The sequence below is a fragment of the Variovorax sp. CAN15 genome (assembly GCF_030462475.1).
In the GTDB taxonomy this organism is placed as follows: domain Bacteria; phylum Pseudomonadota; class Gammaproteobacteria; order Burkholderiales; family Burkholderiaceae_C; genus Variovorax.
This window is the reverse complement of record NZ_JASMRZ010000002.1, coordinates 123,014-148,271: the sequence shown is the minus strand read 5'-3', so window position 1 is coordinate 148,271 and position 25,258 is coordinate 123,014. Positions and strand designations below refer to the sequence as shown.

At 65.2% G+C, this 25,258-nt stretch carries 17 protein-coding genes and 1 pseudogene; 13 read left to right on the top strand and 5 right to left on the bottom strand.

Annotated features, from left to right (window positions below):
- The first annotated feature begins 643 nt into the window (after positions 1-643).
- Complete coding sequence (locus QMO14_RS02410; RefSeq protein WP_301504073.1) at positions 644-2,770, top strand: hypothetical protein; 2,127 nt, start codon at positions 644-646, stop codon at positions 2,768-2,770.
- Positions 2,771-2,862: 92 nt separating this feature from the next.
- Here QMO14_RS02410 and QMO14_RS02405 read toward each other — a convergent pair whose 3' ends face one another.
- A complete protein-coding gene (locus tag QMO14_RS02405) occupies positions 2,863-6,039 on the bottom strand; it encodes a glycosyltransferase (RefSeq protein ID WP_301504071.1) in 3,177 nt (1,058 codons plus the stop codon).
- 515 nt (positions 6,040-6,554) lie between these two features.
- On the opposite strand from QMO14_RS02405, the gene QMO14_RS02400 reads away from it, so the two are divergent.
- On the top strand, positions 6,555-7,268 hold the full coding sequence (locus tag QMO14_RS02400; protein ID WP_367618143.1) for a hemerythrin domain-containing protein: 714 nt from the start codon (positions 6,555-6,557) through the stop codon (positions 7,266-7,268).
- Here QMO14_RS02400 and QMO14_RS02395 read toward each other — a convergent pair.
- Together QMO14_RS02395 and QMO14_RS02390 are read right to left on the bottom strand one after the other, a co-directional pair.
- Complete coding sequence (locus QMO14_RS02395; RefSeq protein ID WP_301504067.1) at positions 7,250-8,746, bottom strand: hypothetical protein; 1,497 nt, start codon at positions 8,744-8,746, stop codon at positions 7,250-7,252. The genes QMO14_RS02400 and QMO14_RS02395 overlap by 19 nt on opposite strands.
- Before the next feature lie 191 nt (positions 8,747-8,937).
- Positions 8,938-9,861, bottom strand: a complete 924-nt coding sequence (locus QMO14_RS02390; protein ID WP_301504065.1) for a LysR family transcriptional regulator — start codon at positions 9,859-9,861, stop codon at positions 8,938-8,940.
- A 179-nt stretch (positions 9,862-10,040) separates the two neighbouring features.
- Between QMO14_RS02390 and QMO14_RS02385 the strand changes: the two genes are divergently transcribed.
- From QMO14_RS02385 to QMO14_RS02380, 3 genes and pseudogenes are all read left to right on the top strand, one after another.
- Positions 10,041-11,174, top strand: coding sequence for an AraC family transcriptional regulator (locus QMO14_RS02385; RefSeq protein WP_301504063.1), 1,134 nt, complete (start codon positions 10,041-10,043; stop codon positions 11,172-11,174).
- Between the two features lie 205 nt (positions 11,175-11,379).
- Positions 11,380-11,508 (top strand): annotated as a pseudogene (locus QMO14_RS33345) (IS5/IS1182 family transposase); the annotation flags it as partial.
- A gap of 238 nt (positions 11,509-11,746) precedes the next feature.
- On the top strand, positions 11,747-12,079 hold the full coding sequence (locus tag QMO14_RS02380) for a hypothetical protein (RefSeq protein WP_301504061.1): 333 nt from the start codon (positions 11,747-11,749) through the stop codon (positions 12,077-12,079).
- Between the two features lie 382 nt (positions 12,080-12,461).
- Here the strand turns inward: QMO14_RS02380 and QMO14_RS02375 are convergent, their stop codons facing one another.
- Positions 12,462-13,364 carry a LysR family transcriptional regulator gene (locus QMO14_RS02375; RefSeq protein ID WP_301504059.1) on the bottom strand — a complete coding sequence of 301 codons (903 nt, stop codon included), beginning with the start codon at positions 13,362-13,364 and terminating at the stop codon, positions 12,462-12,464.
- A 116-nt stretch (positions 13,365-13,480) separates the two neighbouring features.
- Between QMO14_RS02375 and mdlC the strand changes: the two genes are divergently transcribed.
- From mdlC to QMO14_RS02340, 7 genes are all read left to right on the top strand, one after another.
- A complete protein-coding gene (gene mdlC / locus QMO14_RS02370; RefSeq protein WP_301504056.1) occupies positions 13,481-15,103 on the top strand; it encodes a benzoylformate decarboxylase in 1,623 nt (540 codons plus the stop codon).
- 66 nt (positions 15,104-15,169) lie between these two features.
- Entirely contained in the window at positions 15,170-16,618 is a 1,449-nt protein-coding gene (locus tag QMO14_RS02365; RefSeq protein WP_301504055.1) for an aldehyde dehydrogenase, read from the top strand.
- Positions 16,619-16,746: 128 nt separating this feature from the next.
- Complete coding sequence (locus tag QMO14_RS02360) at positions 16,747-17,724, top strand: tripartite tricarboxylate transporter substrate binding protein (RefSeq protein WP_301504053.1); 978 nt, start codon at positions 16,747-16,749, stop codon at positions 17,722-17,724.
- Between the two features lie 11 nt (positions 17,725-17,735).
- Positions 17,736-18,926, top strand: a complete 1,191-nt coding sequence (gene pobA, locus QMO14_RS02355; RefSeq protein ID WP_301504052.1) for a 4-hydroxybenzoate 3-monooxygenase — start codon at positions 17,736-17,738, stop codon at positions 18,924-18,926.
- A gap of 153 nt (positions 18,927-19,079) precedes the next feature.
- Positions 19,080-20,483 carry an MFS transporter gene (locus QMO14_RS02350; RefSeq protein WP_301504051.1) on the top strand — a complete coding sequence of 468 codons (1,404 nt, stop codon included), beginning with the start codon at positions 19,080-19,082 and terminating at the stop codon, positions 20,481-20,483.
- Positions 20,484-20,583: 100 nt separating this feature from the next.
- Positions 20,584-21,507, top strand: a complete 924-nt coding sequence (locus QMO14_RS02345; RefSeq protein ID WP_301504049.1) for a ketopantoate reductase family protein — start codon at positions 20,584-20,586, stop codon at positions 21,505-21,507.
- A gap of 48 nt (positions 21,508-21,555) precedes the next feature.
- Positions 21,556-22,686, top strand: a complete 1,131-nt coding sequence (locus QMO14_RS02340) for an alpha-hydroxy acid oxidase (protein ID WP_301504048.1) — start codon at positions 21,556-21,558, stop codon at positions 22,684-22,686.
- 4 nt (positions 22,687-22,690) lie between these two features.
- On the opposite strand, the gene QMO14_RS02335 is transcribed toward QMO14_RS02340, so the two are convergent.
- Complete coding sequence (locus QMO14_RS02335; RefSeq protein ID WP_301504046.1) at positions 22,691-23,671, bottom strand: helix-turn-helix domain-containing protein; 981 nt, start codon at positions 23,669-23,671, stop codon at positions 22,691-22,693.
- A gap of 269 nt (positions 23,672-23,940) precedes the next feature.
- Here QMO14_RS02335 and QMO14_RS02330 point away from each other — a divergent pair, with 269 nt between their 5' ends.
- Positions 23,941-25,254, top strand: a complete 1,314-nt coding sequence (locus QMO14_RS02330; RefSeq protein ID WP_301504044.1) for an ABC transporter substrate-binding protein — start codon at positions 23,941-23,943, stop codon at positions 25,252-25,254.
- The last annotated feature ends 4 nt before the right edge of the window (positions 25,255-25,258 follow it).

Here is a 25,258-nt window from a genome sequence, read left to right as displayed (position 1 = left end):
GGACCGCGGATCCAACTATTGAACGGGTTCGCAACACCAAGCAAACGCCGACCTCTTCAGCAGTGCCGAGCGCCTTCCTATGACCATGCGTCATCGATCGCCAGCCACGACCCATGTTCATGCTCCGGGGTCGAGCCTGACCGATGATGAATTGCTGAGCGTCCCCGGTAGGCGTCAACCGCTCGGCCGCGGCTTCGCCCGGTCCTCGCAGCCCTGACGCTCGAAATTCGAGCTCGGCGTTCGGGAGGTGTTCGAAGGGCCTCTGAAGCGCAAGCTCCGCCCCTATTCTTCGTCGCTCTCGGCAACGCGACCGGCTCGCTTCCCTTGTTTGGCGGTCACTTCGCACTTGCCTGGAATGCCTCCAGCCGAAGGTACCGCCGCATTGCCGGAGTCTTGGGTGTTTTGGGGCATCGACAACCTTCAGATACCGACTTTGCGATGCACGACAGCTTCGGAAATGCGATCTCGTGGCGGGGCGACGGCAAGCCTCCGGGGGATCGGCATCTGAACGCAGCGTCGGTCGCATCGCCGGTGATGAGTCCGGGTATGCGCGGCGTGGACGCGCGTATCCCATGGGACGGATCTGGTCGCCCGTCCTCTTGTTCCTTCGGGTGGTGACCGCACCCGATTCAATCAAGAAATCATGAGTTCTAAGGGCAGCACGAGGCGCCAGATGATGGCGCGCGCAGTGGCCGCGGGGATGACCGCGGCGATTTCGGCTTGCGGAGGAGGTGGTGGCGGCAATGGAGGCGTTCTGCCGCTCGGCGGCATGGGTGGCCTCGATCCCGATGGGCAGGGCGATGGCGGCGACGGCGCGATCATGCCGATCGACCAGCGTTCTGCCGCCACCATCCGCGTCCACGACAAGTACATGGAACTGACGGCCGGCAACAACGCCGACCCGTTCGAGGCACTCGTCGCATGGGCGTTGACCCAACCCGAGTACGACCTGGCGGGCAGGGGCAAGGACACCTTCTGGGCGCGCTTCAAGGATGGACGCTACTTCGTCTACACGGACAACTGGCGCAGGGTCGATCCTCTGCAGATCCCTCAGGCACCGCAGCCCTTCGGGCGCATGCGCTCGGTCGGCCTGGCCGCGGCCGCCGCCGCGGGGTCCGGCAAAGCGGAGATCCCCGAGACCGAACTGGCCGTCATCCTGTCGGCCGACGGTGCCGGTGAGTTCGACCCCGTCAAGCCGTTCCAGCAGCAGGCCAGCGATGCGCTCAAGGAGAGGGGTTGGACCATCCATCCCGATCACGCGGTGACGGTCGATTCGCTCATGGCCCTCGGCAGCAAGAAGATCGGGGTGTTGTATGTGGCCTGCCATTCGGCTGAACTGGGGCCGACCGGCGGAAAGCAGTTCGGCATTTTCTCGGAAACCCGGGCCACACCGGCGAACGAAGCCAAGTACGAAGCGCTCTTCAAGGCTGGACTTCTGATCTACCACCGCGATCGCAACATGGCCGAAGAGGCACGCGGCGGAAACCCTCCGGTCTATGGGATCACCGATGGCTTCATCAGGAGCTATCTGCAGTTCGGAGATGCGTCCCTGGTCGTCACGCTCGCATGCCACACGGGGTCGCCCGAGGGTGCACCGTTGCGCGCCGCGCTGAAGGAAAAGGGAGCGGGGACCATCGTCGCTTGGGACGGCAGCAGCAACCCTTTCGGTGCGCTCTCGATGGTCTACATGTTCGATCGCCTGACCGGCGCCAACGCGTTCAACCCCGGCAAGCCGGCCAACCGTGCATTCGCGCTGGAAGATGTCTGGACCTTCATGCGCGAGAAGACCGATGGCGGCATCCGGCCCAACCTGCTGATCACGCCGTACATCAACAAGCAAGGAAAGGTGGACCCGCTGGGAGGTGAAGCGTCGTACATCAAGCGCTTCGAAGCGGGCTTCGACCTGAGCAACCCGGTGATCTCGGAACTGAGCGTCGACCGGGACGACCGGCTCTACATCCATGGAAACTTCGGAACCGAGCCAGGAGAAGTCTCCATCGGCGGCACCAAGGTCGCCTTCGAGACCTGGGAGGACGACAAGATCCAGCTCGTGCTGCCGACGGGCGAATCGGATCCGCCGGGATCGTTCGGCGAGGTCATCGTCACAGCGCGCAAGCGCACGAGCAACCGGCGGGTCCTCACGTCCTGGCGCGGCACGATCGAATACACCGTCGAGACCGTGCCGTATCCGGGAACCACGGGCCTGCTGAGCAGCGTGGTCACGGTGGATCTGCATCTGCGCGGCGACGCCCATGAACTGCGCACAGCGGTCGACGGTGAACTCAAGCGCAGCGTGAGGAATTTCATTCCCGCCTCCGACACCAAGGTGACCTACAAGGCCTCGGGCACGAACTCTGGCGGGTTGATCACCACCACATGGAGCGGCAGCGGCTCGCTGCCCTACAAGGGAACGCCCGACGCCGGCAACTGGTTTGCGATGAACACGGCGATCGATGTGGTCGGAAGGATGCTCAAGATCAGCCCCGCCATGCTGGCGAAAGACCTGCTGCTGGTGACGACCACGAGCGTCGGCGATTCGAAGCAAACGAAGACCTTCCTGCCGCTGCACACCAACGCCCTCGGCTACACCGATGCGTTCGGCGGGGACACCGTGGCCTACGGCACCGCGTTCTCGCTCGATGCAGCGCGCAACGTGGCGCCCTACGACAAGCGCCTGAGCGTTCCGAACTGGCCGTCCGAAGCCCACATGCGGGTCAAGACAGACGGCTTGACAGCGAACCCGCCGTTCGACGATACCGTCGGCCGGTAGCGACTTCCCGGGGCGGTGGCCGAACCTGCTGCCCCGGGAAGCCGGGCACGGGCGCTTCAGGCGGGCGCGCCCCGCGCCCCGGCTGGAAGCGCTTACGCCGCCATGGTCCATGCCCTTCGCGTCGTGTCGACGACGCGGCTGGATGCCGGCAAGGCGATGCGCTGCAGGTGTGCCCTGAGCTCGCTGGCCTGCTCGGCGTAGCCCCGGATGCGCGGCGTCCGCGCCCCATGCCCCGCGTTGGGCAGGTGATCGGGCCTTGCCATCGCTGCTTCGAGCGCACGCCGGAACCCGGCGGTGTCCGCGATGCCGACCACGCATCCGTTGACGCCTTCGACGATGTCCTCGCTCGCGCCGCCGGCCGCGGTCGCGATCACCCAGATGCCCCGCGCAAGCGCTTCGCGAACCACGAGGCCGAAGCTCTCCTTCCACAGCGAGGGCATCAGCAGCACGTCGATGCCGTCGTAGAAGTCGTCCATGTCGGCCTGCTCGAAAGGCGGCACCACGTGGACCTCGCCCGAGACATCCCATTCGTCGGCATCGATCGAAGGCGGGCCGGTGCGCCGGGCGATGTCGACGATCGTGAGTTCGTAGGCGTGGCCCGGCATGCCCTGCAGGATCTGCTTCATCCAGAAATAGCCCTTGTGCACCGCACGGCCACCAAGGTAGGCCATCCGCAACGGCGATCCGCGCCTGCGCGGCGCACGCGCACGCGACGGCAGCTGCACCCCGTTGCGATTGACGACGATGCGCTCGGGCGCGATGCCGTTGGACAGGTACAGCCCGCGCTGGAACTCACTCGGCGCCAGCAGAAGGGCCGCCTTGCCGAGTACGTCGTCCAGGAAGAACCTGCGCCTGAAGGTGAAGCCGCTGTCCGGCACGCACTTGGAGCACGCCCGCAGATCGATCGAGGCCTGACCGCAGTAGCGCCCGTCTTCCTGCACCATGAACTGCCGCTCGCACAGCCACCAGGCGTCGTGGAGCGTGATGGCGTAGGGCACGCCTGCTTCCTGGCAGGCGTGCGCCATGGCCGCACCCAGGCGCTGGATCGAGTGGAAGTGAACCACGTCGGGCCGCAGCGATGCGAGCAGCTGCGCGAAGATCCGGCCGACCTCCGGGTCGTTGTAGTCGAGCGCGCGCTGCGTGCCGGAAGCGACCTGCACGGCAACGACCGGCAGGCCGTCCACCTCGTAGCGTACGACGCTGTAAGGGGCGAGTTCCGACTCGAGCACGGCGGTGAAGACCGTCACGTCGCAACCGTCGGCCTGCAGCCTGCGACAGAGCTGCTCGGCGACCACCGTGGCACCGCCGAAGCTCACGGGCGCGAACAGCACGTTGACCGTCAGCACTTTCAGGCGGCCGGTGGGCGCCGGCAGCAGCGGCTCGACGACGCCATGCAACTGCGCGGCCGCCACCGCATGGGGGTGGTAGCGCGCCATCACAGCCTGGCGGGCGTCGTGCGCCATGCGGCGGCGAAGCCCGGCGTCGGTGACCAGGCGCGTCAGCGCGGCTTCCCATTGCTCGGGGGTGTCGGCGATCATGCCGGTGCGGCCGTGCTCGATCGCGCCACGGAACGGCGCGGTGCCCGAACACACGCTCGGCACGCCGAGGATCGCAGCCTCGATGAACTTGATGTTGCTCTTCGCCTCGTTGAACAGGCTGTCCTCCAGCGGCGCGATGTTGATCTGCCAGGAGGCCAGCGCGCGAAGATAGTCTTCCCCGCCGAGGAAAGGAATCTGGAAGACCCGGTCGGCGAAGCGTTCGAACCGCGCTGGAAGCGCGAGCGGCCCATGGATGGCAAGGCGCACCTGCGGATGCCGCTGAAGCACGGCCAGCAGCGCGGCCGCCACCACGCCGAAGTCTCCGTCGTGCGTCTTCGAACCGCTGCCGTAGCCGATGGTGACGAAGCGTTCGTCGGCTCTCGGCGGGCGTTGGTCGAGTTCGGCGGCCAGGTCCAGGATGGTTGCGTCGAGCGCGTTTTCCAAGATGTGCGTTCTTCCAGGCACGACATCGTCCATGCAGCGGGCGATCGCGGCCGTGCTCCCGATGCCGTGCTGGCAGTGGCTCAGCATCTGGCGGTAGCGAGCCGTTCCGTCCATCATCGCGGCCATTTGCTCTCCCGGAAAGCCCGAAGCCAGCAGCTGTCGCCGGTAAGCGTCGACATGGAAGATCAGGTCGTCGACGTCGAAGAAGCTTGGAACGGCGAAGCGCCGGGCTTCGGCAGCGAGCAGCAGCATGTCGGGCGTGGCCGGCACCCGGTAGAAGATCACGACGCCATGGAACGGCAGTGCCGCATGGCAGGCCCCGGCGTCGTGCCAGCTGATGACCGATGTCTCCAGGCCCAGGTGCCTGAACATGTCCACCTTCTGGTCGACCCGGTATCGCCGGCAGGCCGGAATCGAGAGCTCGGCGACGATCAGGATCCGGGAGCCCAGGCTCTGGCGGGAGGCTGCGGTCAGCGGTGCGTGCCAGTACCGATGTGGCCTCGCGACAGCGGGCGCTCTCGACACCGGCACGCCGGGCAGGGCGGGCATGTCGTGCGCTCGCCAGCGTCTCAGGCGCTTCTGGGCCGCGCGCAGCAACTGGTCGCGACGTCGCTCGTAGAAGGCGCCCCGCCAGGTGCCTGCGGGAAACAAGCGCGTGCGCAGCTCCCAGTAGTGGCGCACCAGCTGCCATCCGACGCTGGTTTCGATGACGGCGAGTTGCGCGGCTTGCGCCTCGGTGCGCAGGCGCAGCGCAGCCAGCAGCGTGTCTCGCCGCGCGAGCTCCGCTTCGTTCTCGATCGAGGTGCGGCGCCCGGCCTCGAGCATCTCCTCGGCCGTCTCCCGCCGCGCCGTGACCTCTGCCGCGTGGGCTTTCAGTCTTTCGACGTCACGCACGAGCGCTCCGAGCTGCTGCAGCAGCCCTCGATTGCGCAGTTGAAGCGCGGCGTGATCTTCGGCGATCGCGGTTTCCGTGGTGGGGGCCACCGTTGCCGCGCGGTGACTCTGGAAGAGCGCTTGAAGCGACGCGGGAAAGACCGGGCCCATGGCGAGCACGCCGAGTCCCGGACCGTCTTCGAGCTCGAAGCAGGGATGGTGCCGTCGTACCCGACCCCAGACGCGGCGCAGCCGGCGGCTCGAACGGGTCCCCGACACCAGCACGACCGCCTGCGAACTCAGCTTGGGCCGCCACCGGGCGAACTCGAAGGCGGCCAGCTGCGCGGGATCGGTGGCGTCGATGTGAAGCAGTTCGATGGCGCCGTCGATGAAGTCGGCCGCGTCCGGTGACATGTCCGCGCGGTGAAGGTCGCACGCACGGTACTGTGCGACCGCAGCGCATCGGGCGACGGCATCGCGGAGGACGGCGCTTGATACGCCGTTCTCGGGACCCAGGTCTACGACGAGTTCTGGCCTCGCGTGCGCCAGGAGCCGTTCGAGGAACTGCGCATGCACGCTCCAGCAGGCTGGCGGCCGTGCATGCCCGAAGGCATCGGCCTGGGGGCGCGCGGCGCCGTCGACGGTGACAGGTGGACAAAGGGACATCGAAGCCTCGGTGCTGGCGTGCGGGGAGGCGGTCGATTGTTCCTGTGCAAGTGCGTGCCGGTCACAGCCGAAACGCTCGAAATCCCAGCCGCACGTTCGCGAAGCGGGGAGCTCGCCAGACCGTCCTGACGTTGCCGCCCGCGTGGGAGCGCGGCTTGAACGTTGGGCTATCTTTTCGCGGGCGCCGGCTGTGGTCGCCGCGGCGTCGCGTCAGAACAATCCGAATCCTCTGTTCCACAGCCATTTCAACGAGGGAGGATTCCATGAATGGCCCACTCGCCGGCGCGGCGCCGCGCTTCGATCCATACGCCGCTGTGCACAAGGGCCTGCGGGCCCTGATGGCCGACACGCTCATTGCCTTGGGAAGGGTGGACGTCGGAAATCCCGGTGAATTCCACAGGACCATCGATCGTGTGGTCGAGATGCTCGATTTCTGCCGCTCGCATGCGCGGCACGAGAACCAGTTCCTGCATCCGGCGATCGAGATGCGCGCACCGGGAAGCACCGGCGCATCCGCCATCGATCATGCGCTGCATGAGCAGGCGATCGATCAGCTCAAGAAGACGGCGCTGCAGTTGCCCGAGACGCCCGTTGCGCAGCGCACGATGGCGGTGCTCGAGCTCTACCGTAGCGTGGCGCTCTTCGTGGCGCACAACCTCGAACATCTGCACCGTGAAGAGACCGCGCACAACACGACGCTCTGGGCGCACTACACCGACGCGCAGATCGAGGCGCTGCACGACGAGCTCGTCGCATCCATCGAGCCGGCGCAGAGCATCTTCATCATGCGTTGGATGCTGCCGGCAATGAACCCGGCGGAACGCGAGCGGCTGGTCCGCAAGCTGCGGGCGACAGCGCCGCCACAGGTGGTCGAGGCAGTGCTGCATGCCGTTCGCGATGTACTGGAGCCGCAGGCCTGGTCCGTACTCGCGGCCCTGCCTGCGGCCACTGCGAACGGTCAGTTCGCAGAAGCGTAGGTCCGCTCGACGACCCAGAGGTCGTTGATGCCGCCGCCGTCGTCCCGTTTCTGGCGCCACGCGACGACGGCGAAGTCGATGCCCGCGGCGCAGGCGGGCCAGCTGTCCAGGGCGCCCTTCGAACGATTCACGACAGCCGCGGGCGCCCAGCGGTCGCCGTCGTGCGCGGACACGACAACGTCGAAGTGCTGCTTCCCGTCGTCGCGGGCCCACACGCCGATCACATCCGTGCCGACGCTCACACCACCGAGGAAGGCATTGCTCTTTGCCGCGTCACGGTCGATCGCGACGGCCGGCGACAGGGAGAGGATGTCCTTCCCCGTGGCGTACATCGCCTCGGCGTTCTGGTCGTACTGGGTCCATGCAAGAGCTGTCCGGCCTCCGGTCGCGGCAGCCAGGTCCAGCATTTCGAACGACACGCCAGGCAGCGCTTGGATGGATGCTGGTGCGCTCCAGCCTGTGCGGTCGCCCATGTAACTGCGGATCTCGTGCGCGGCGCCCTCGCCGGCGCGCCTCAGCGAGGCCAGCGAATACACGCCGTTGGCATAGGCCATGCACATGGCGGTCGTCTTCTTTCCATCGGACTGGCGCTCGAGCTCCTGTGCAGTGCCCCAGGCTCCAGCCGACGAATCGAAGCAATGCACCACGCACGCGACGTCCCGGGAGACGCCGGTTTCGCGCAGCTGCATCGCCAGCGCGACCTGGGGTGCCCCGCCGCTCGACAGCGCGAACGCGGGACAGTCGTGATCGTCCGGTAGCGGGAAGCGTGCACCGTCCTTGACGTCGCCGCCGACCGGCATCGACGCCGTCCAAACGGTTCGCGCAGTCTGCGGGAAGTTCTGCTGAACGCCCCACGCCACGATGGCCGTGCTCTTCTCATCGACGGCGAGTGCCAGCGACTTGATTTCTGCAGCATCCTCGCTGACACGCACGGGCTTTGCGCTGCGGCCTGCGCCGGCGATGGTCAGATGGACGTGCTGCCTCAATTCGCTGTCGCCGCTGACCCAGGCCAGCGCGAGGTTGCCGGACCCGTGCTGCGCGATCCTCAGCGCATAGATGGTCGCGGGAATCGGGTCGGGCCACGCGTTGAAAGCGTCCCCCCAGCCCTTGCCCGTCTCGTGCGTGCGGACCCAGAGCTCCGAACCCTGCAGCCATGCCACGGAGCTGAAGCGGCCCGCGGCAGAGGTCTTCACGAGCTCGCTGGCCGCGGCGTTCTGGTTTGCCAGGTCCAGCGCGACAACCTTCGCCTCGCCCCAGCGTCCGATCATCTGCGCCGGCGGTGGCGGGGCTGGTGGTGGAGGCGACGGTGGCGGAGCGGGAGGCGGCGTCTGTTCGCCATGATCGATCGGCAGCGGAAGACCGCTGGCACTCGAACCTCCACCACCGCAACCGGCGACGGTGGCGGCCGCCGCTGCGGCTCCCACGGCGGACAAGAAGCGCCGCCGCGATCCACTCGGCACCTTGTTTTGAACTTGCATGCTTTTCCCTCCGGGGGCGGCCTTCCCCCCACATCGAAGTCGAGCAGGACCGGCCCCTCCCTGCCAATGAGAAGGCCGAATTCTTCAGGGGCAGGTGTGTGCTCGCCACAGTCAGGACGGCGCATTTCACAGCCCTGCGTTCGCGCACCTGGCATCGACGCGGGCTGAAGGCCTGCGCGTCCAGGGACGTGCTACTTCGAAGAGCGTCCCGCTTTCTCCGGTGCGGTCTTCAGCATGTCCGCTGTTGCAGCAACCAGAATGTCGTGGAGCTCTTGTGGAAGACGAAGGTGCGTCACCAGGACCACGGGCACCATGATCCGCTCGCGCAGCGGCCTGGGCTGCACGCCGGCGTAGCGATGCAGCGAGAACGGTGCGGGCAGGCAGGTGCACCCGCGCCCGGCGCCGATCTGCGCGAACACATGCAATGCGTCGGGCGCCCCCGCCGCCTCCACGGGTGTGAACCCATGAGCGGCGTATTGCCGCGTGAATTCGTCGTACATGCGTGCGTTCTCGGCGCGGGTGAAGCGATAGAAGGGCGGCAGCGCTTCCAGTTCCCGCACCGCGATCGAACGCTTGCGCGCGAGCGCCGACGTCGCCGGAACGAAGGCCATCAGGGGGACCTCGTGGACCAGGTCGCCGCGCAGGCGTTGCATCGAGGCCGGCCACAGAACGATGGCTGCGTCCAGTTCGTTCTTGCGCAGGGCGGACATGGCCGCGGCGGTCGTCGTCGTACGGGCATCGACGCCGCTGGCATGGCCGCCGGCCATCAACGTGTTCTCCAGGGACGCGAGACCGCGCAGTTGCACCCAGTTCAACACGCCCAGCCGCAGTCGCGGCAGTTGGTGCGATGCGTGGGCCACATGCGCGACGGCCGCATCGAATTCGTCCATGAGCGAAGAGAAGCGGTGCAGCGCCACCTCGCCGACCGGTGTCAGTCGTACGCTGTGCGTATCGCGGTCGAAGAGGCGAACGCCGAGGGCCGTCTCCAGCTCTGCGATCTGGCGCGACAGGGGGGGCTGTGTGATCGCCAGCCGTTCGGCGGCGCGCCGGAAGCTTCGCTCTTGCGCCACCGCGAGGAAGCACTGCAGTTGCCTGACGCTGATGGGCCTGGTCATTCAAAAACAGTATCACAAAAGTCGACATTCCCCGCGATGCCGCGCTTGCCTACAGTGCCGGCCTGGCTGGAATGCCGGGGGACTCAGAGCAGCACTGGCGGCGGCATCGCCTGCCGGGGCGAGCCTTTCATTGCAACGACAACTACCAACACCATGGACGAGCAATTCTTGTCGCACCGATGCCGTCATCCGCGCGGCGCATCTTTCTTCCCGCGCCACGGGTCATCGGCATCTCAAGCAGCCACCGCGACAGGGTCGAAGCCTTGAGGGAGGCTACGTATGCGCAGCCGGCACGCACCAGTGCGCCGCGCAGGGGTGCGCGCCCGCAGGGTGCGGCGAGCTACGAGGCGCTGGTCGAGTCGTGGAGGTTCGAGCCGATCCTTCACTTCCAGGCTCGGCTCGGTGCAGGGTTCGCAATCGCCATCGACAGCCGCAGGCGTGCACCGCTGTATATCTTTGCCGGCCGGTCCTGCCAGATCCAGATGCATGGCGCAGCGCCCGTACACGTGGAGCATGGGGACGTGGTGTTCCTTCCGCGTGGAGGCGCGCATCGCATCTTCGACACCCCCCACCTGGCGCCGATGCCCTTCCACTCGATCATCGCGCACCAGTCCGCGCGCGAGGGCCAGACCTATGCCATCGACCTGGAAGCCACCCACGGCCGCGCGAGTCCCGCGGATCTGGCGCAGGCGACCGCGGTCAGCGGCAGCTTCTTCTGGAGCGAACGCCTGCAGGCGGCGCCGCTTGTGGCACGGCTGCCCGAGATGGTCCATCTTCGCCGCCGAGACGATGTACAGCCTTGGCTTGCGCCGATGGCTGACCTGCTGCACTGGCTGTCCAGCGTGCCCGATGGTGGCCGCGGCGTGGGTATGACGGAGGCCGTCAACGCGCTCATCCGTCACATCGTGCTCCAGCACTTGCGCGAGGACAGCCCTGCGCAGGTCGTGGCAAGCGTGCGCGGGCATGCCGACCCGGCCGGGGTCGCGCCGAGCGCCGCACGGCACGACGCGCGGCTGCTGCCCGCCTTGCACGCCATGCACACGCGGCCGGAGCAGCCGTGGACGATGGAAATGCTCGCGGGCCTCTGCCACATGGCACGAACAACGTTCGCGACGCGGTTCCAGCAGCAGACGGGTCTTCCTCCCATGGGCTATCTCGCGCGCTGGCGCGTGCAAATGGCAGCACGCCTGCTGCGCGAGCGACGGATGTCGCTCGACGAGGTAGCCAGCCGCGTCGGTTACTCAACAGGCGCGATCCTCGCGCGTGCCTATAAGCGTGTGCTGGGGATGTCGCCGCGCGGCCGGGGGCGCTAGGCGCCTGCGTACGGGCATCGCCGTGCCTCATTCGGTGGCGGTCTGCCGACTTTGGCGCCGATCCATCCACGCCATGGGGTTTGCGCAGGAAGGCAAAGCTTTTGTCTTTGCGTCGACAACAGGTCCAGGGAAATGCTGATCAATCTGTCGCTGCAGGCACGGCCGGCGCGTAGGTGAAGACACCGCAAGTCACAGCACCACCAAGTTGAACCAGCGCAGCCTTGCCAGCGCCGAGTACGCGATGAAGAAGAAGCAGACGCGGTGCGAGAAGTTTCTTGTCGACATGGAACGCGTCATGCTGTGGTCCCGTCTGATCGCAGTGATCGAGCCGCTGTAGCCCACGAGCGGGCGCGTCGGGCGTCAGCTGCGTCGCCCGATGAGCGAGACGTGGAACCCGGGGCAGCTGACCAAAGGACGCGCAAAGTATGGCTGCCAGGCAGGAGTCGTCGGAAGCAGCTGCCCTGTTCCGCGGACGCGGCAATTGACCATATCCGGCACCAATCCCTGGGCCCTGTTCCAACGGTGATCTCGGCGAGCGAATCCGCCATCGGCGCATCGGACTGAACCTGCCGGTGGCCGATCTCAACGAGTTTCGATGGAAGTCGCCCGCCAAGGGCCCGGCGAACCGGTATTCGTTGAGATGCAAACAGTGGCGTCACGGCGAACAGGAATTGGCGATCGGCGTTGTATTTGTTGCGGGTCATCGTTGCGAGACCGACAACAAGAACGTGTTGCGGGGGGCGTCGAAGGCCGTCGTAAGTGCGGCCAATCTGAGTGATGCCGTCCCGGCAAATACTCCGCCGGATTTCGAAGTCGTTGTCGCCGACACATTGGCGATCGCTCTTACTCTCGTCGAGGAAATGAGAGGATCATCGGGTAGGCCGCTGGCGAGTCTGCTCAAGTAGAGCGCAACCGATGGCGTCGTGGGAGAGCCTGGGCGTCATGCGCACAGGCTCGGAGCCAAATGCATGATCAGGCGTGTGCGGACGGAAGGGCAAGGCCGTTCCGACGGACTTTGACTGCAAATCAAGATCTTCACAGCGTATGTGCGACCGACTTCCGCCGAACATCGTATGTGGAAGAATTTTGGGCGGGCAAGGACTTGGCGCCGCTGTTCTCGACTGACTTTATTGTGGGTCGCCAGCGGTGGTCTTTGATTGACAAATATCCGCGGAAATTTCTCGGAAGGGGTGCGGATAAAGACTTGGACTGGTTTTATGCCGCAAGTCGAAGGCTCACCCGGTATTCGATAGGGCTGCGAGAGCCAAGGGATATCTTGATGCTTCGTCACGCTGCTGTCAGCGCACGAAGCTCCTCGAGAAGCTTGGTCGAAGGGCCTGGCAGCATGCCTGCCCTTCTCCGGAAGGCGGTCAAGGTCCTCCTGTCGCTCGCCCCGGGGATGTCGAGGGCATCGATCAATCCGGCCTTTCTTTCCGCGTCGTACATCGGCGCGGGCATCCACCCAAGAAAACCCGAGTGACCGATCAGGCTCTTGAGCGCCGTGACCGAGCGGGTCTCGACGACCACGTTGGGCAGAGCAAGGTTCCGCCGCGCAAATACGCTCTTCATGTGCTCGAACGGTCCGGTTCCCTTTGGAAGGATCGCCCAGCGCTCGGCCAGAGTGTCCGACAGCTTCAGCTTCGGTTTCTTGCGCAGGGGGTGATGACGGCCGGCCACGACGTAGCTGGTGTCTTCCCATCGGCAGTCCTTGACGGCAACGATCTCGGCCGTGTCCTCGGTGTCGACCCCGAGCGCCAGGTCGATCTCGTGCGAGACGAGCGCATCCGCCAGCCGATCCCATACGCCTTCGATGATCTGGACCTGAAGGTTCGGCCATTTCTTGCAAGTTCGGCCAATGGCCAAAGGAAGCACAAGGCAAGCGATGCTCCCAACCGCGCCGACGCGGATCGTGCCCTTCGCCAGCCCGAGCATGGCCTTGATGTTCTCGCTTGCGTGCTCCGATTCACGTTGCAGCAGCAGTGCATGCGGCTGCAGCGCGAGGCCCACATCGGTGAGCTGCATTCCCTTCGAATGGCGCTCGAACAGCGCTGCCCCAGCCTGCTCTTCCAATCTGCGGATCGTGCGACTCAGCGCAGGTTGGGTGATGTTCAGCGCATCGGCCGCTCGCCCAAGGCTGCCCGACGAAACGATGGCGTTGAAGGCGACGAGATGTTGCAGATCGAAAGTCATGCACAACGGTAATGACTTTTTCTCGAAAAGGCAATTTTCAAGATGAGTGTGCGGTTTCACACTCCAGCCATCGAGACAGCATTGCGAGTTCGCGGTGCACAGCAGGAAAGCACGAAATGACCGCACCCGTACCGCACGCCATCGCCGCAACGGCCACGCAGCCCGCAAACACCACGACCGTCCGCGAGGCCGTGTTCGACTTGATGCGCCGCTTCGGAATGACCTCCGTGTTCGCGAATCCAGGGTCGACGGAGCTTCCCATGTTCCGCGACTTCCCGAGCGATTTCCGCTACATCCTCGGTCTGCAGGAAGCCTGCGTGGTCGGCATGGCGGACGGCTACGCGCAGGCGACCCGGAACGCTTCGTTCGTGAATCTCCATTCGGCTGCCGGCGTGGGCAACGCCATGGGCAACATCTTCACCGCCTACAAGAACCGCACCCCCATGGTGATCACGGCCGGGCAGCAGGCGCGTTCGATTCTTCCCTTTGACCCGTTCCTGTCTTCGGCCCAGGCGACCGAACTGCCGAAGCCCTACGTCAAATGGAGCATCGAGCCTGCCCGTGCTCAAGACGTGCCTCTTGCGATTGCCCGGGCCTACTACCTGGCCATGATGCCGCCTTGCGGTCCGGTCCTGGTTTCGGTGCCTGTCGACGACTGGGACCAACAAGCCGAGTTGGTTCCGACCCGAGTCGTGAGCACTCGAACGCGAGCGCAGCCCGAGCTCATTGCCCGGATCTCGGCTGCGTTGGAAGCAAGCGAGCGTCCGGCCTTCGTGGTGGGCGCCGCAGCCGACCGGGACAACGCGTGGAACGAAGTCGTGGCACTGGCTGAGGCTCACAACGCGCGCGTGTGGGTCGCTCCGATGTCCGGACGCTGCAGCTTTCCGGAAGACCACCGCTTGTTCGCCGGTTTCCTTCCGGCAATGCGCGAGCGCATCGTCGAACTGCTCGAGGGCCACGATCTCATCCTGGCCATTGGCGCGCCGGCATTCGCCTATCACGTCGAAGGCGCGGGGCCTCATGTGCCTGCGGGCGCGGCCCTCTGCCAGTTGACCGAGGATCCCGATACGGCGGCCTGGGCGCCTGTCGGCGTCTCGGCAGTCGGCAGCATCCGGTTGGGAGTGCTCGATCTGCTGGCCCTGCCGCCGAAGAAGACCCGCCCGCTTCCCCCCGCGAGAAAGGCCGCGCCGCGCGCGGAGCCGACGCCGTTGATGTCCGTGGCCTACGTGCTCCAGACGCTCGCCGAAGCAAAAAGGCCGGAAGACATCGTGGTCGAAGAGGCGCCGAGCGCAAGGCCCGTGATGCAGGCCCATCTGCCCTTCACACGCAGCGAAACCTTCTACACGATGGACAGTGGCGGCCTCGGCTACGGCATGCCCGCGTCCGTGGGCATTGCCTTGGGCAAACCGCGAAGCCGGGTCATCTGCCTGATCGGTGACGGGTCCAGCATGTACTCCATCCAGGCGCTCTGGAGCGCGGCCCAGAACAAGCTGCCGATCACCTTCGTGATCTTGAACAACCGCCGTTACGCCGCACTCCAGGATTTCGCACCGGTATTCGGGTTTTCGCCCGCCGATGTCGTGCAGGGCACCGAACTGCCCGACCTCGACTTCCAGTCGCTGGCCAAAGGGATGGGATGCACGGCACTGCGCGTGACCGATCCCGCCGATTTGCGCAAGGCGCTCGACCAGGGCTTGTCCAGCGACACGCCGAGCGTCGTGGAGGTCCGGGTCGCCTGACCTTGCCGATCATTTTCGTCCCGACGGACGACGCATTCTTTCAAACCACCATACGGAGACAAGCCGATGAAGATTTCGATGTTGATCAATGGCGAGCCCACGAACGCTCGCAACGGCGCGAGCTTTGAGCGGCGCAACCCTCTGGACGGCAGCGTGGCAACGACCGCACCCGCGGCCACGACAGAAGACGCCGTCGCGGCGGTGGATGCCGCGGCCGAGGCCTTCAAGACCTGGTCGACCACCGGGCCCGGCGAACGCCGCGCGCTGCTCATGAAGGCTTCGCATGCGCTGGAAGCCAAGGCAGAGGCCTTCGCCGCCGCCGTCGCGGCCGAGACGGGCGCATCGGCAATCTGGGCAGGCTTCAACGTCCACCTGGCAGCAGGCATGCTGCTGGAGGCGGCGTCGCTCACTACCCAGATCAGCGGCGAGGTCATTCCCTCGGATGTACCGGGCAATCTGGCGATGGCCGTGCGGCAGCCGGCAGGCGTCGTTCTTGGCATTGCTCCCTGGAACGCGCCCGTGATCCTGGCCGTGCGTGCCATCGCGACGCCTCTGGCTTGCGGCAATACCGTCGTACTCAAGGGCAGCGAAATCTGCCCGGCCACGCATGGGCTGATCGTCGAGGCGCTGCAAGAGGCCGGCTTCCCCAAGGGCGTGGTGAACTTCGTGACCAACGCGCCCGCCGACGCTGCCGCGGTCGTCGAAGCGATGGTGGCGCACCCTGCAGTTCGACGCGTCAATTTCACGGGCTCGACCCACGTCGGCAAGCTTATCGCCGCCACCTGTGCCAAGTACCTCAAGCCCGTCGTGCTCGAACTCGGCGGCAAAGCCCCCCTGGTCATCCTGGACGATGCCGACGTCGATGCCGCCGTCAACGCAGCGGTGTTCGGTGCATTTGCCAATTCGGGACAGATTTGCATGTCGACCGAACGCGTCGTCGTCGACGAGAGCATTGCCGATGAATTCGTCGCCAAGCTCGGCGCAAGGGCCGCGAGCCTTCCGCTGGGCGACCCACGACTGGGGCCCGTAGTGCTTGGTTCAGTGGTGGACATGGGTACGGTCAACCGCTGCAACGAGTTGATCGACGACGCGCTTTCCAAGGGAGCCAGGCTCGTCACCGGCGGCAAGGCCAAGGACACGCTGATGCCCGCGACGCTGCTCGATCACGTCACGTCGGAAATGCGCATCTTCCGGGAGGAGGCTTTTGGCCCCGTGAAAGGCATCGTTCGCGTCAGAGGTGTCGAAGCTGCCGTTGCTTGCGCCAACGACAACGAGTACGGCCTTGCGGCCGCCGTATTCGGGCGGGATGTGGCGCGAGCCATTCAGGTGGCGGGGCGCATCGAGTCAGGTATCTGCCATGTGAATGGTCCCACGGTCCACGACGAAGCACAGATGCCGTTCGGGGGCGTCAAGGGCAGCGGTATCGGCCGCTTCGGCGGAAAGGCCGGTGTGGAAGCCTTCACCGAACTGCGTTGGCTGACCGTGCAGACCACGCCGCGCCAGTACCCCTTCTAGGAAACGCACAAGTGCGCGGGCGTCCTTGTCGGACGCCATGTCACTTTCGGCTATGCGCCGAAGTGAACCAGCCGAGGCATGCGGCGGCCGAAGCCGCTGCATCCGACTATTCAAACCGGAGACAAGAAATGAAGTTTTGCTCGATGAGCCGCCGGCTTCTCGCCTGCACTCTGATCAGCCTGGGCGCCACGCCTCTCGTTGCGCTCGCACAGGATCAAAAGCCGATCGAATGGGTTGTCGGCTATGCCGCCGGCGGCGGCTCTGACACCGTGGCACGAACGATTGCCGAGGAGATGGGCAAGTCGTTGAAGCGCGTGATCATCGTGAACAACAAGCCTGGTGCCGCAACAAACATCGCAGCTGACTACGTTGCGAAATCCAGAGACTACGGGAACATCATGTTCACCGCCGACTTCGCCACGCTGGCGGCCAATCCGGCGCTTTTCGCCAAGCTGCCCTACGACGCGGAGAGGGACTTCGTGCCGGTCGGCATGCTTGCACGATTTCCGCTCTTGCTTGTCGTTCATCCGAGCAACCCAGCCAACAACCTGAAAGAGTTCATCGCGTGGGCCAAAGCCAACCCCAACGGCGCGAACTTCGCATCGGCGGGTGCCGGCAGTCCCCAGCACCTGGCCGCGGAGCTGTTCAAGGAACGCACCGGTCTCGCGCTGCAGCATGTGGCCTATCGCGGCGGCGCACCGGCAGTCATCGATCTCGTGGGCGGCCAGATTCCTTTCGCGCTCATGGACAGCGCCACGGTCCAGCAGTACGTGATTGCAGGCAAGCTCAAGGCGCTCGGCGTGGCCAGCAAGGAACGCTTGAAGAACTTCCCCGACATTCCGACACTTTCCGAGCAGGGGCTGACCGGTTTCGATGCGTCTGCCTGGCAGGGCCTTGTCGTTCCCAAGGGAACCCCGCCCGAGACCATAGCCGCCCTGAGCAAGACGCTTCAGGCTGCGCTCGCCTCCATGCCCGTCAAGGCGCGGCTGGAAACCCTGTCGCTCGAAGCACTGCCGGGTACGCCGGAGCAGATGACTTCCTATGTGCGTGCGGAACGCGACCGATGGGGCGCGGTGATCCGCAAGAACCAGATCCGCCTCGACTGAAGGGCCAAGTCATGAAAACGCAAGTCGCGATCATCGGCGCAGGCCCTGCAGGGCTGATGCTCTCCCACATCCTCCACCTCCAGGGCATCGAGTCGATCGTCCTGGAGACGCGCAGCCGCGAGGCGATCGAGGCCACGATCCGCGCCGGTGTGCTGGAACAGGGCACGGTCGATCTCATGAAGGAGATCGGTGTGGGCGCCCGTATGGAACGCGAGGGCTTTCGGCATGAAGGAACGATCCTGCGTTTCGACGGCATCGACCGCCGCATCGATTTTCCGGAGCTGACCGGCGGCAAGGCCGTGATGGTCTATGCCCAGCACGAGGTCATCAAGGATCTGGTGGAAGCGCGCCTGGCTTCGGGCGGCGACATCCGCTTCGAAGTGTCGGACGTAAGCCTGCATGGGCTGGAGTCCACGTCGCCGAGCGTTCGCTTTCGGCAGCCGGGTGGAGAGCTTCAAACCATCGAGGCCGATTTCGTTGCCGGCTGCGACGGCACGCAAGGCGTCAGCCGGCCCTCGATGCCACAAGGCGTGTTGAAGGGCTTCGAGCGACTCTATCCGTTCGGATGGCTTGGCATCCTCTGCAAGGCGCCGCCCTCATCCGACGAGCTGATCTACGCGCTGAGCGACCGCGGCTTTGCGCTCGTCAGCACCCGTTCGCCCGAAGTGCAGCGCATGTATCTCCAATGCGAGCCGACGGACAAGATCGAAAACTGGTCGGACGACCGCATCTGGAGTGAGTTCCGCGCTCGTCTGGCAACTCGCGACGGCTGGGCCCCCATCGAGGGCGAGATCTTCAGCAAGACCGTCGTCGGGATGCGCAGCTTTGTGACCGAGCCGATGCAGTACGGCCGTCTTTTCCTGGCAGGGGATGCCGCGCATGTGGTGCCCCCCACCGGTGCAAAAGGGCTGAACCTGGCGGTAGCCGACGTGAGAGTTCTTGCTCGTGCGTTCGGGGAGTTCTACAAGTCGGGCCGGGAAGACCTTCTCGAACGCTACAGCGACACCGCGCTGCGACGCATCTGGAAGGCGCAGCGCTTCTCCTGGTGGATGACCTCGATGCTGCATCGCTTTCCGGGCGCCGATGATTTCCAGCACAAGGTGCAGATCGCGGAACTCGACTACGTCACCGGCTCGCGCGCCGCTTCGACGGCCCTGGCAGAGAACTACGTCGGGCTGCCGTTCGACGAACTCGTCGGCTGATTCATACACGACCGCCCATCAAGAGGCGGCAGCCAATCGTTGGCACTGCACACCCTGAGCGCCAGGCAATGCCGAGCGTCCCATCTGGAGACAAGACATGAACCATCAGTTGTCGTTGGCGCTCGACGAGCCGTCCAACTTGCAGGGGCGCCCATGAACGCCGCCACTGTTCCCTTCAAAGGCAATGCAGACATCGGCCGGCTGCTGGACGACGGCGCCTACACAACCATGCAGAAGGTCGTGGTTTTCCTGGCAGCACTCTCGATCGTGATGGATGGATTCGATGGGCAGCTCATCGGGTTCGCGATTCCATCGATGATCAAGGAGTGGGGAATTACGCGCGGAGCCTTCGTTCCGGCAGTGGCGGCGGGCCTGATCGGCATGGGCATCGGAAGCGCTTGTGCGGGGCTGTTTGCCGACCGTTTCGGCCGGCGGATGGCTGTCATCGCAAGCGTTTTCCTGTTCGGCGCCGCTACCTGCGCGATCGGTTTTGCGCCTGACGTGTTGACCGTCGCTGTGCTTCGATTCTTCGCCGGCCTCGGTATTGGCGGCGCGCTGCCGAGTTCGACCACGGTCACCGCCGAGTTCACGCCTGCCCGCCGCAGGACGCTCGCCGTGACGGCGACGATTGTCTGCGTCCCCCTCGGCGGCATGCTGGCAGGACTCTTCGCCGCGGAAGTGCTGCCGGCCTTTGGATGGCGTGGATTGTTCGCCATCGGCGGCGCCTTCCCGATGGCCTTGGCGGTGCTCCTGCTCTTCACGTTGCCGGAGTCGCCGCGGTTCCTTGCCCGCCATCCGGCCCGATGGGGTGAACTGAGCAGACTGCTTGGACGCATGGGGCGCCCCATGGCTCAGGACGTTACCTACACCGACGCCGCTGAACAAGTCGTCGAAAAGCGGGCTGGCTTCGGCGCTCTCTTTTCGAACGGCCTGGCCCGCGACACGCTCGCAACCTGGGCTGCGTTCTTCATGTGCCTGACGGCCGTGTACACCGCCTTCAGCTGGCTGCCGACGATGCTGGCATCGGAAGGGCTTTCGATGGCGGTCGCCGGCTCGGGACTTACGGCATACAACCTGGGAGGCGTGATCGGCGCGCTGGCCTGCGCGGTGGCAATCACGCGCTTTGGATCTCGCTGGCCGCTGGTCCTGTGCTGCGCCGGTGCCGCTGCAAGCGCGTTCGCCTTGCAGACCCTGAACGTCGGAAAGGATACAGGCCTGCTCATCTTCGGATTCGGCGTGCACGGCATGTTCGTGAACGCCGTGCAGTCCACCATGTACGCGCTGTGCGCATTCATGTACCCCACCAGCGTGAGAGCGACGGGAACTGCATCCGCATTGGCGTTCGGGCGCCTGGGCGCCATCCTGAGCGCCTTCGCGGGAGCTGCGGTGATCACGGCGGGCGGAGCCATGGCGTATCTGGCGTTGCTGGGCTCGGCGATGTTCTTCGCCATGGTCGCGCTGCTCGTCGTTCGCCGGCACATTCCCGGGCGCGAAGTGATCCTGCATCAGGGCCGCGCGGCTCAACGGCAAGGCAGCGCTCCCGATCGCCCTGTATGAAGCGCACGAGGGCATCCCGAAGTAATCCGCGCATGCAGACGCTGTATGCCCGCTCTTGCCGGAACGACCGGCTGCCAAAAATTTCACAGGTAAAGTCATCATGAAAATTTCGATAGTTGGCGCAGGCGCCATGGGTTCCCTGTTCGGTGGCTTGCTCGCCGAATCAGGCAATGAAGTCACGCTGATAGACGTGAACGACGCGCACATCGGAGCCATCCGCGCAAAGGGGCTTCGCCTGGCCACCGACAGTGGTGATCGCCAGGTCACGGCACTCAAGGCTCTAAGGCCGGAAGAGGCCGCCGATCTTCCCGATCTGCTGCTGGTGTTCACCAAGACGCTGCACACAAGTGCGGCCCTGTCCGGGGTGCGGCATCTGATCGGACCGGGCGTGCATGTGCTGTCGCTGCAAAACGGCTTGGGCAATGTCGAGAAGATCGCCGAGTTCGCATCGCCGGAGCGCATCCTGATCGGTGTCACCACATGGCCGGCGGACATGGTCGGCGCGGGCCACGTGCACTCGCACGGCAAGGGCGTCGTGCGGCTGATGGCGGCCGACGGAATCGATCGCCCCTTCATTGCCCAGGTGTCCGAAGTGCTCACGAGGGCCGGGCTCGATTGCTCCTCGGACGGCACCGTGTGGGCGGCAATCTGGGAGAAGGTCGCGTTCAACGCTGCACTGAACAGCATCTGCGCCGTATCCGGTTGCACGGTCGATGAACTCGGCAAAGTGCGCGACGGCAGTCGCCTTGCAAACGACGTCGTCACGGAAGTGCTGTCCGTCGCATTGCGCATGGGCATAGACGTGGACCCTGCCAAATGCTGGGCCAATGTGGCGAGCGCAATCGCGCAACACATCGGGCACAAGCCATCCATGCTGCAAGACATCCTGGCAGGCCGCCGCACCGAGGTCGAGAGCATCAATGGCGCGGTCGTGGCGGCGGCCGGTCCCCTGAGCATCAAACTGCCTGTCACGGAGACATTGTTGTCGCTCGTGCGCCTCGCGGAAATGCGCGCCATTGCCTGACGCCGCGATCGATACAAGACACGTTCACCGGCTCCTCGGGTAACGCGCATGTTGTTGAACATCGAAGACTATCGGCGCAGAGCCTGCTCGGTGCTGCCGCGATTCGTCTATGACTACGTCGAAGGCTCCGCCGACGACGGACATTGCATGCGGCGAAACGCGGGCGATCTGTCGTCGATCGAACTCACGCCGCGCGTGCTGCGAGACACCACGCAGATCGACACGTCCGTCGAGGTCTTCGGCCGGAAATGGGCATTGCCTGTCGGCATTGCGCCTACCGGGCTCAACAGCCTGGTTCGGCCGGAGGGAGACCGCCTGCTGGCGAGCGCGGCCGCCGGTGCAGGGATTCCTTTTTCACTGTCGACAGCCTCCAACATGCGACTGGAGGATGTACGCGCAGCCGTCCCGGGCGGCATGCTGTGGATGCAGCTCTACGTCATGCACCGCGAGATGGCGAGCCAGATCGTCGAGCGTGCCCAAAAGGATGATTACCAGGCGTTGGTGCTGACCGTGGACGTTCCCGTCAGCGGCAACCGCGAACTCGACATGCGCAACGGATTCCGCATGCCGTTTCGGCCAACACCCCGCCTGGCCTGGGATCTGTTGAGCCACCCCGGGTGGTCGCTTCGGATGGCCCCGCGCGGCGCGCCGGACTTCGCCAATCTGACGCCGTCCGGAAGCGGCGCTGGTTCGACCAGCATGCAAGCCGCGTTGCTGGCTCGCGCCATGGACCGGTCGCTCGTCTGGGAATCCCTGGCGTGGCTTCGTGGATTGTGGAAGGGGCCACTCCTTCTCAAGGGCGTGCTCCATGCGGACGACGCACGCATGGCGGTCGACCACGGCATCGACGGCCTGATCGTGTCGAACCATGGTGGTCGCCAGAACGATGCGTCGCCTTCGGCGATCTCGGCGCTGCCGCGTGTCGTGAGTGCAGTTGGCGGACGCATCCCCGTGTTCATGGACGGCGGAATTCGGCGTGGTGGCGACGTCGCAAAGGCCTTGGCACTGGGGGCAACGGCTGTGTTCGTGGGCCGACCCACGCTTTACGGCTTGGCCGTGGGCGGGCAGCAGGGCGCGGCAGCCGTCCTGGGGATCCTGGCCGACGAACTTGTCCGCAGCATGACCCTGCTCGGCGCGACAAACGTGCGCGATCTGCCTGGCTCCCCAGGCGGCCGGTGACACCTCAGGCGGTCGAGGCGGTGCCGCTTGCGCGGTAAGCGCGGGGCGACAGGTCGAACCGTTGCCGGAATGCCCGGCTGAAGTGGCTCAGATCGTTGAACCCGTGCGCCATCGCGATCGCGGAGATACCGAGGCTGGCGCGCGCCGGATCTTGCAGATCGGCCGCCGCGCGTTCAAGCCGCCGGCGCCAGATGTACCGCGTCAAGGAGGTGTTCTCGGCTTCGAACAACTTGTTGATATAGCGCGGCGACAAATTCAATGCGGTGCTCACCATGGACGTGCCAAGTTCGCACACGTCCAGATGGCGCTCCACGAAGTCCCTCACGCGCATCAATGCGGTTGCCCGGTATTCCGAGAGCGGCAGCGGCGAGGCCAGGATGACCTCGTCCATGGCTGCAGACAGCAATTCGGTGAAGTTCCTGACCACTTTTTCCGATGCGGCCGGCTCAAGAAGAGAGGCCTGCTTGCTGAAACCGACCAGGTACCCAAAGAGGATCGGGCACATCTGGCTCGATTCCGCCAGGCTTCTCGCGGTGATGCGATGAATGCTCGCGGCCCGATGTGCGATGGCCGAACGCGCAAGTTTGATCGTGATGAGCTTGAACGCGTCGTCGAATCTCAGTGAATAAGGGCGCTGTGCGTCGCAGACGGCTCCGTCGCCTGCCCTCAGCACGACTCTTCTTCCGTCCTGCTCCGCCATGGCTATCCCCGAGAGCACGAAATTGAAAATCAGCGACTCTTCGCCGGAACGCGATATGGCCGAAGGCTGGCGGGCGACGCGGTGCGCGGAAGCTTCGATCTGGGCAACGCTCAGGCCCTCGAGACGCGATCCCCTGACGGACGCCTCGAAGGCCATTCCGTCCATGGGCCTGCATTCGAGATCGACCAACGCACGGCACACGACGTCCTGCCAATAGCCGAACTTGTCGTGTCCATCGAGGCCGGCAGTGGAAGCGAGGATCGGGGTGGCAGTTGAGGTCGACATGGCGGCCCACCTGGGGCTGGCGTTGCACTTGCTCGGTGCCCGGGCAGCGCAGGCCCGGTGCATTGATCCGGTTCTCCGGAGTCTGATCGAAATCACGCAAGGTTGATGCCAAGAAAACCCTAAGTCACTCCCAGGTGGCGCGCATCTGCAGCCCGGGGAAGGGCCGTTCCAGTCAAATTTTCTGGCCGAACCAACAAAGTCGCGCGTGCCCGAAAAAAGGAAAGTTGGGCAGGCCTTCGCGGAGGGCTGTAACCGCAACGGAGCGCACTTTGAAGACATCGACACACATGCAGAACGCCGGCTATTCCGGCCTCCTTGGCAACCGTCGCCAGTTGCTTCGCGGCGCGGCGGCGCTGGGCGCGGTAGCGGCCCTCGGCCAGGCCAGTTCGGCTTGGGCAGCCGACAAGGACACGATCAAGATCGGCTACATCAGCCCGAAGACGGGTCCTTTCTCGCCGTTCGCCGAAGCCGACGACTTCATCCTCGACCAGGTGCGCAAGTCGCTTGCGGACGGGTTGACCGTCGGCGGCAAGAAATACAAGGTCGAGATCCTGGCGCGCGACGACCAGAGCAGCCCCGACCGGCAGTCCAACCTGGCGGCCGAGCTCATCAACAAGGAGAACATCGACCTGATGCTGGCGCAGGTGGCGATCGGTCCCAACGCGTCGCAGCAATGCGAGCTGAATGGCGTGCCCTGCATCTCGACGGTCGGCCCGTGGCAGGCATGGATGTTCCCGCTCAAGGGCGATCCGGCCAAGGGCTTCAAGAGCGTCTTCCACTTCTTCTGGGGCCTTGAAGACATCTCCGACGTGTATCTCGACATCTGGTCCGGCGTGCCGTCGAACAAGGCGGTCGGATCGGTCTTCAGCAACGACGTGCCGGGCAACGCCATGGGCGACCCGAAGCTCGGCATGCCCGCCGCCTTTGCCAAGGCAGGCTACAAGGTCGTGGACATCGGCCGCTTTCCGGTGGGCGCCGACGATTTTTCTTCCTACATCCAGGCGTTCAAGAAGGACAACGTCGAGATCGTCACCGGCCTGTTCAATCCGCCCGAATGGGCTTCGTTCGTCAAGCAGTCCGCGCAGATGAACTTCAAGCCGAAGGTCGCGACGGTCGCCAAGGCCCTGCTTTTCCCCGGCGGTGTCGCGGCGCTCGGTGCGCGTGCCGACGGCATGTCCACCGAGATCTGGTGGACGCCTGCCTATCCGTTCAAGTCCAGCCTCACCGGCCAGACGGCCAAGCAGTTTGCCGACGCCTACACCACCGCCACGAAGCGCGAGTGGACTCAGCCCCTGGGAGTCGTTCACGCGCTGTTCGAAGCCGGAATCCAGGCGCTCAAGGCCAGTGGCGACCCCAAGAATCCTGTCAAGGTGGCCGACGCCGTGCGCGTGATGAAACACGACACCATCATCGGCAGGCTCGACTTCGCATCGAGCGGTATCAAGAACGTCTCCAAGATACGTGTCGTCGGGGGGCAATGGCGAGTGAGCGCCGCGGGCAAGCCGGAGCTCTTCATCACGAACAACAAGACGGCGCCGGAGATTCCCGTGCAGCGCAAGTTCGAACTCCTGAAGCTGGCCTGAGGAA

Excerpts from the sequence above, each read along its gene's own strand:
- QMO14_RS02345 (WP_301504049.1), top strand. The coding sequence starts at position 20,584 with ATGAAAATTTCGATAGTTGGCGCAGGCGCCATGGGTTCCCTGTTCGGT.
- QMO14_RS02395 (WP_301504067.1), bottom strand. The coding sequence starts at position 8,746 with ATGCAAGTTCAAAACAAGGTGCCGAGTGGATCGCGGCGGCGCTTCTTG.
- QMO14_RS02360 (WP_301504053.1), top strand. The coding sequence starts at position 16,747 with ATGAAGTTTTGCTCGATGAGCCGCCGGCTTCTCGCCTGCACTCTGATC.
- QMO14_RS02400 (WP_367618143.1), top strand. The coding sequence starts at position 6,555 with ATGAATGGCCCACTCGCCGGCGCGGCGCCGCGCTTCGATCCATACGCC.
- QMO14_RS02350 (WP_301504051.1), top strand. The coding sequence starts at position 19,080 with ATGAACGCCGCCACTGTTCCCTTCAAAGGCAATGCAGACATCGGCCGG.
- QMO14_RS02375 (WP_301504059.1), bottom strand. The coding sequence starts at position 13,364 with ATGACTTTCGATCTGCAACATCTCGTCGCCTTCAACGCCATCGTTTCG.
- QMO14_RS02365 (WP_301504055.1), top strand. The coding sequence starts at position 15,170 with ATGAAGATTTCGATGTTGATCAATGGCGAGCCCACGAACGCTCGCAAC.
- QMO14_RS02385 (WP_301504063.1), top strand. The coding sequence starts at position 10,041 with ATGCCGTCATCCGCGCGGCGCATCTTTCTTCCCGCGCCACGGGTCATC.
- QMO14_RS02410 (WP_301504073.1), top strand. The coding sequence starts at position 644 with ATGAGTTCTAAGGGCAGCACGAGGCGCCAGATGATGGCGCGCGCAGTG.
- QMO14_RS02335 (WP_301504046.1), bottom strand. The coding sequence starts at position 23,671 with ATGTCGACCTCAACTGCCACCCCGATCCTCGCTTCCACTGCCGGCCTC.
- pobA (WP_301504052.1), top strand. The coding sequence starts at position 17,736 with ATGAAAACGCAAGTCGCGATCATCGGCGCAGGCCCTGCAGGGCTGATG.
- QMO14_RS02390 (WP_301504065.1), bottom strand. The coding sequence starts at position 9,861 with ATGACCAGGCCCATCAGCGTCAGGCAACTGCAGTGCTTCCTCGCGGTG.
- QMO14_RS02405 (WP_301504071.1), bottom strand. The coding sequence starts at position 6,039 with ATGTCACCGGACGCGGCCGACTTCATCGACGGCGCCATCGAACTGCTT.
- QMO14_RS02340 (WP_301504048.1), top strand. The coding sequence starts at position 21,556 with ATGTTGTTGAACATCGAAGACTATCGGCGCAGAGCCTGCTCGGTGCTG.
- mdlC (WP_301504056.1), top strand. The coding sequence starts at position 13,481 with ATGACCGCACCCGTACCGCACGCCATCGCCGCAACGGCCACGCAGCCC.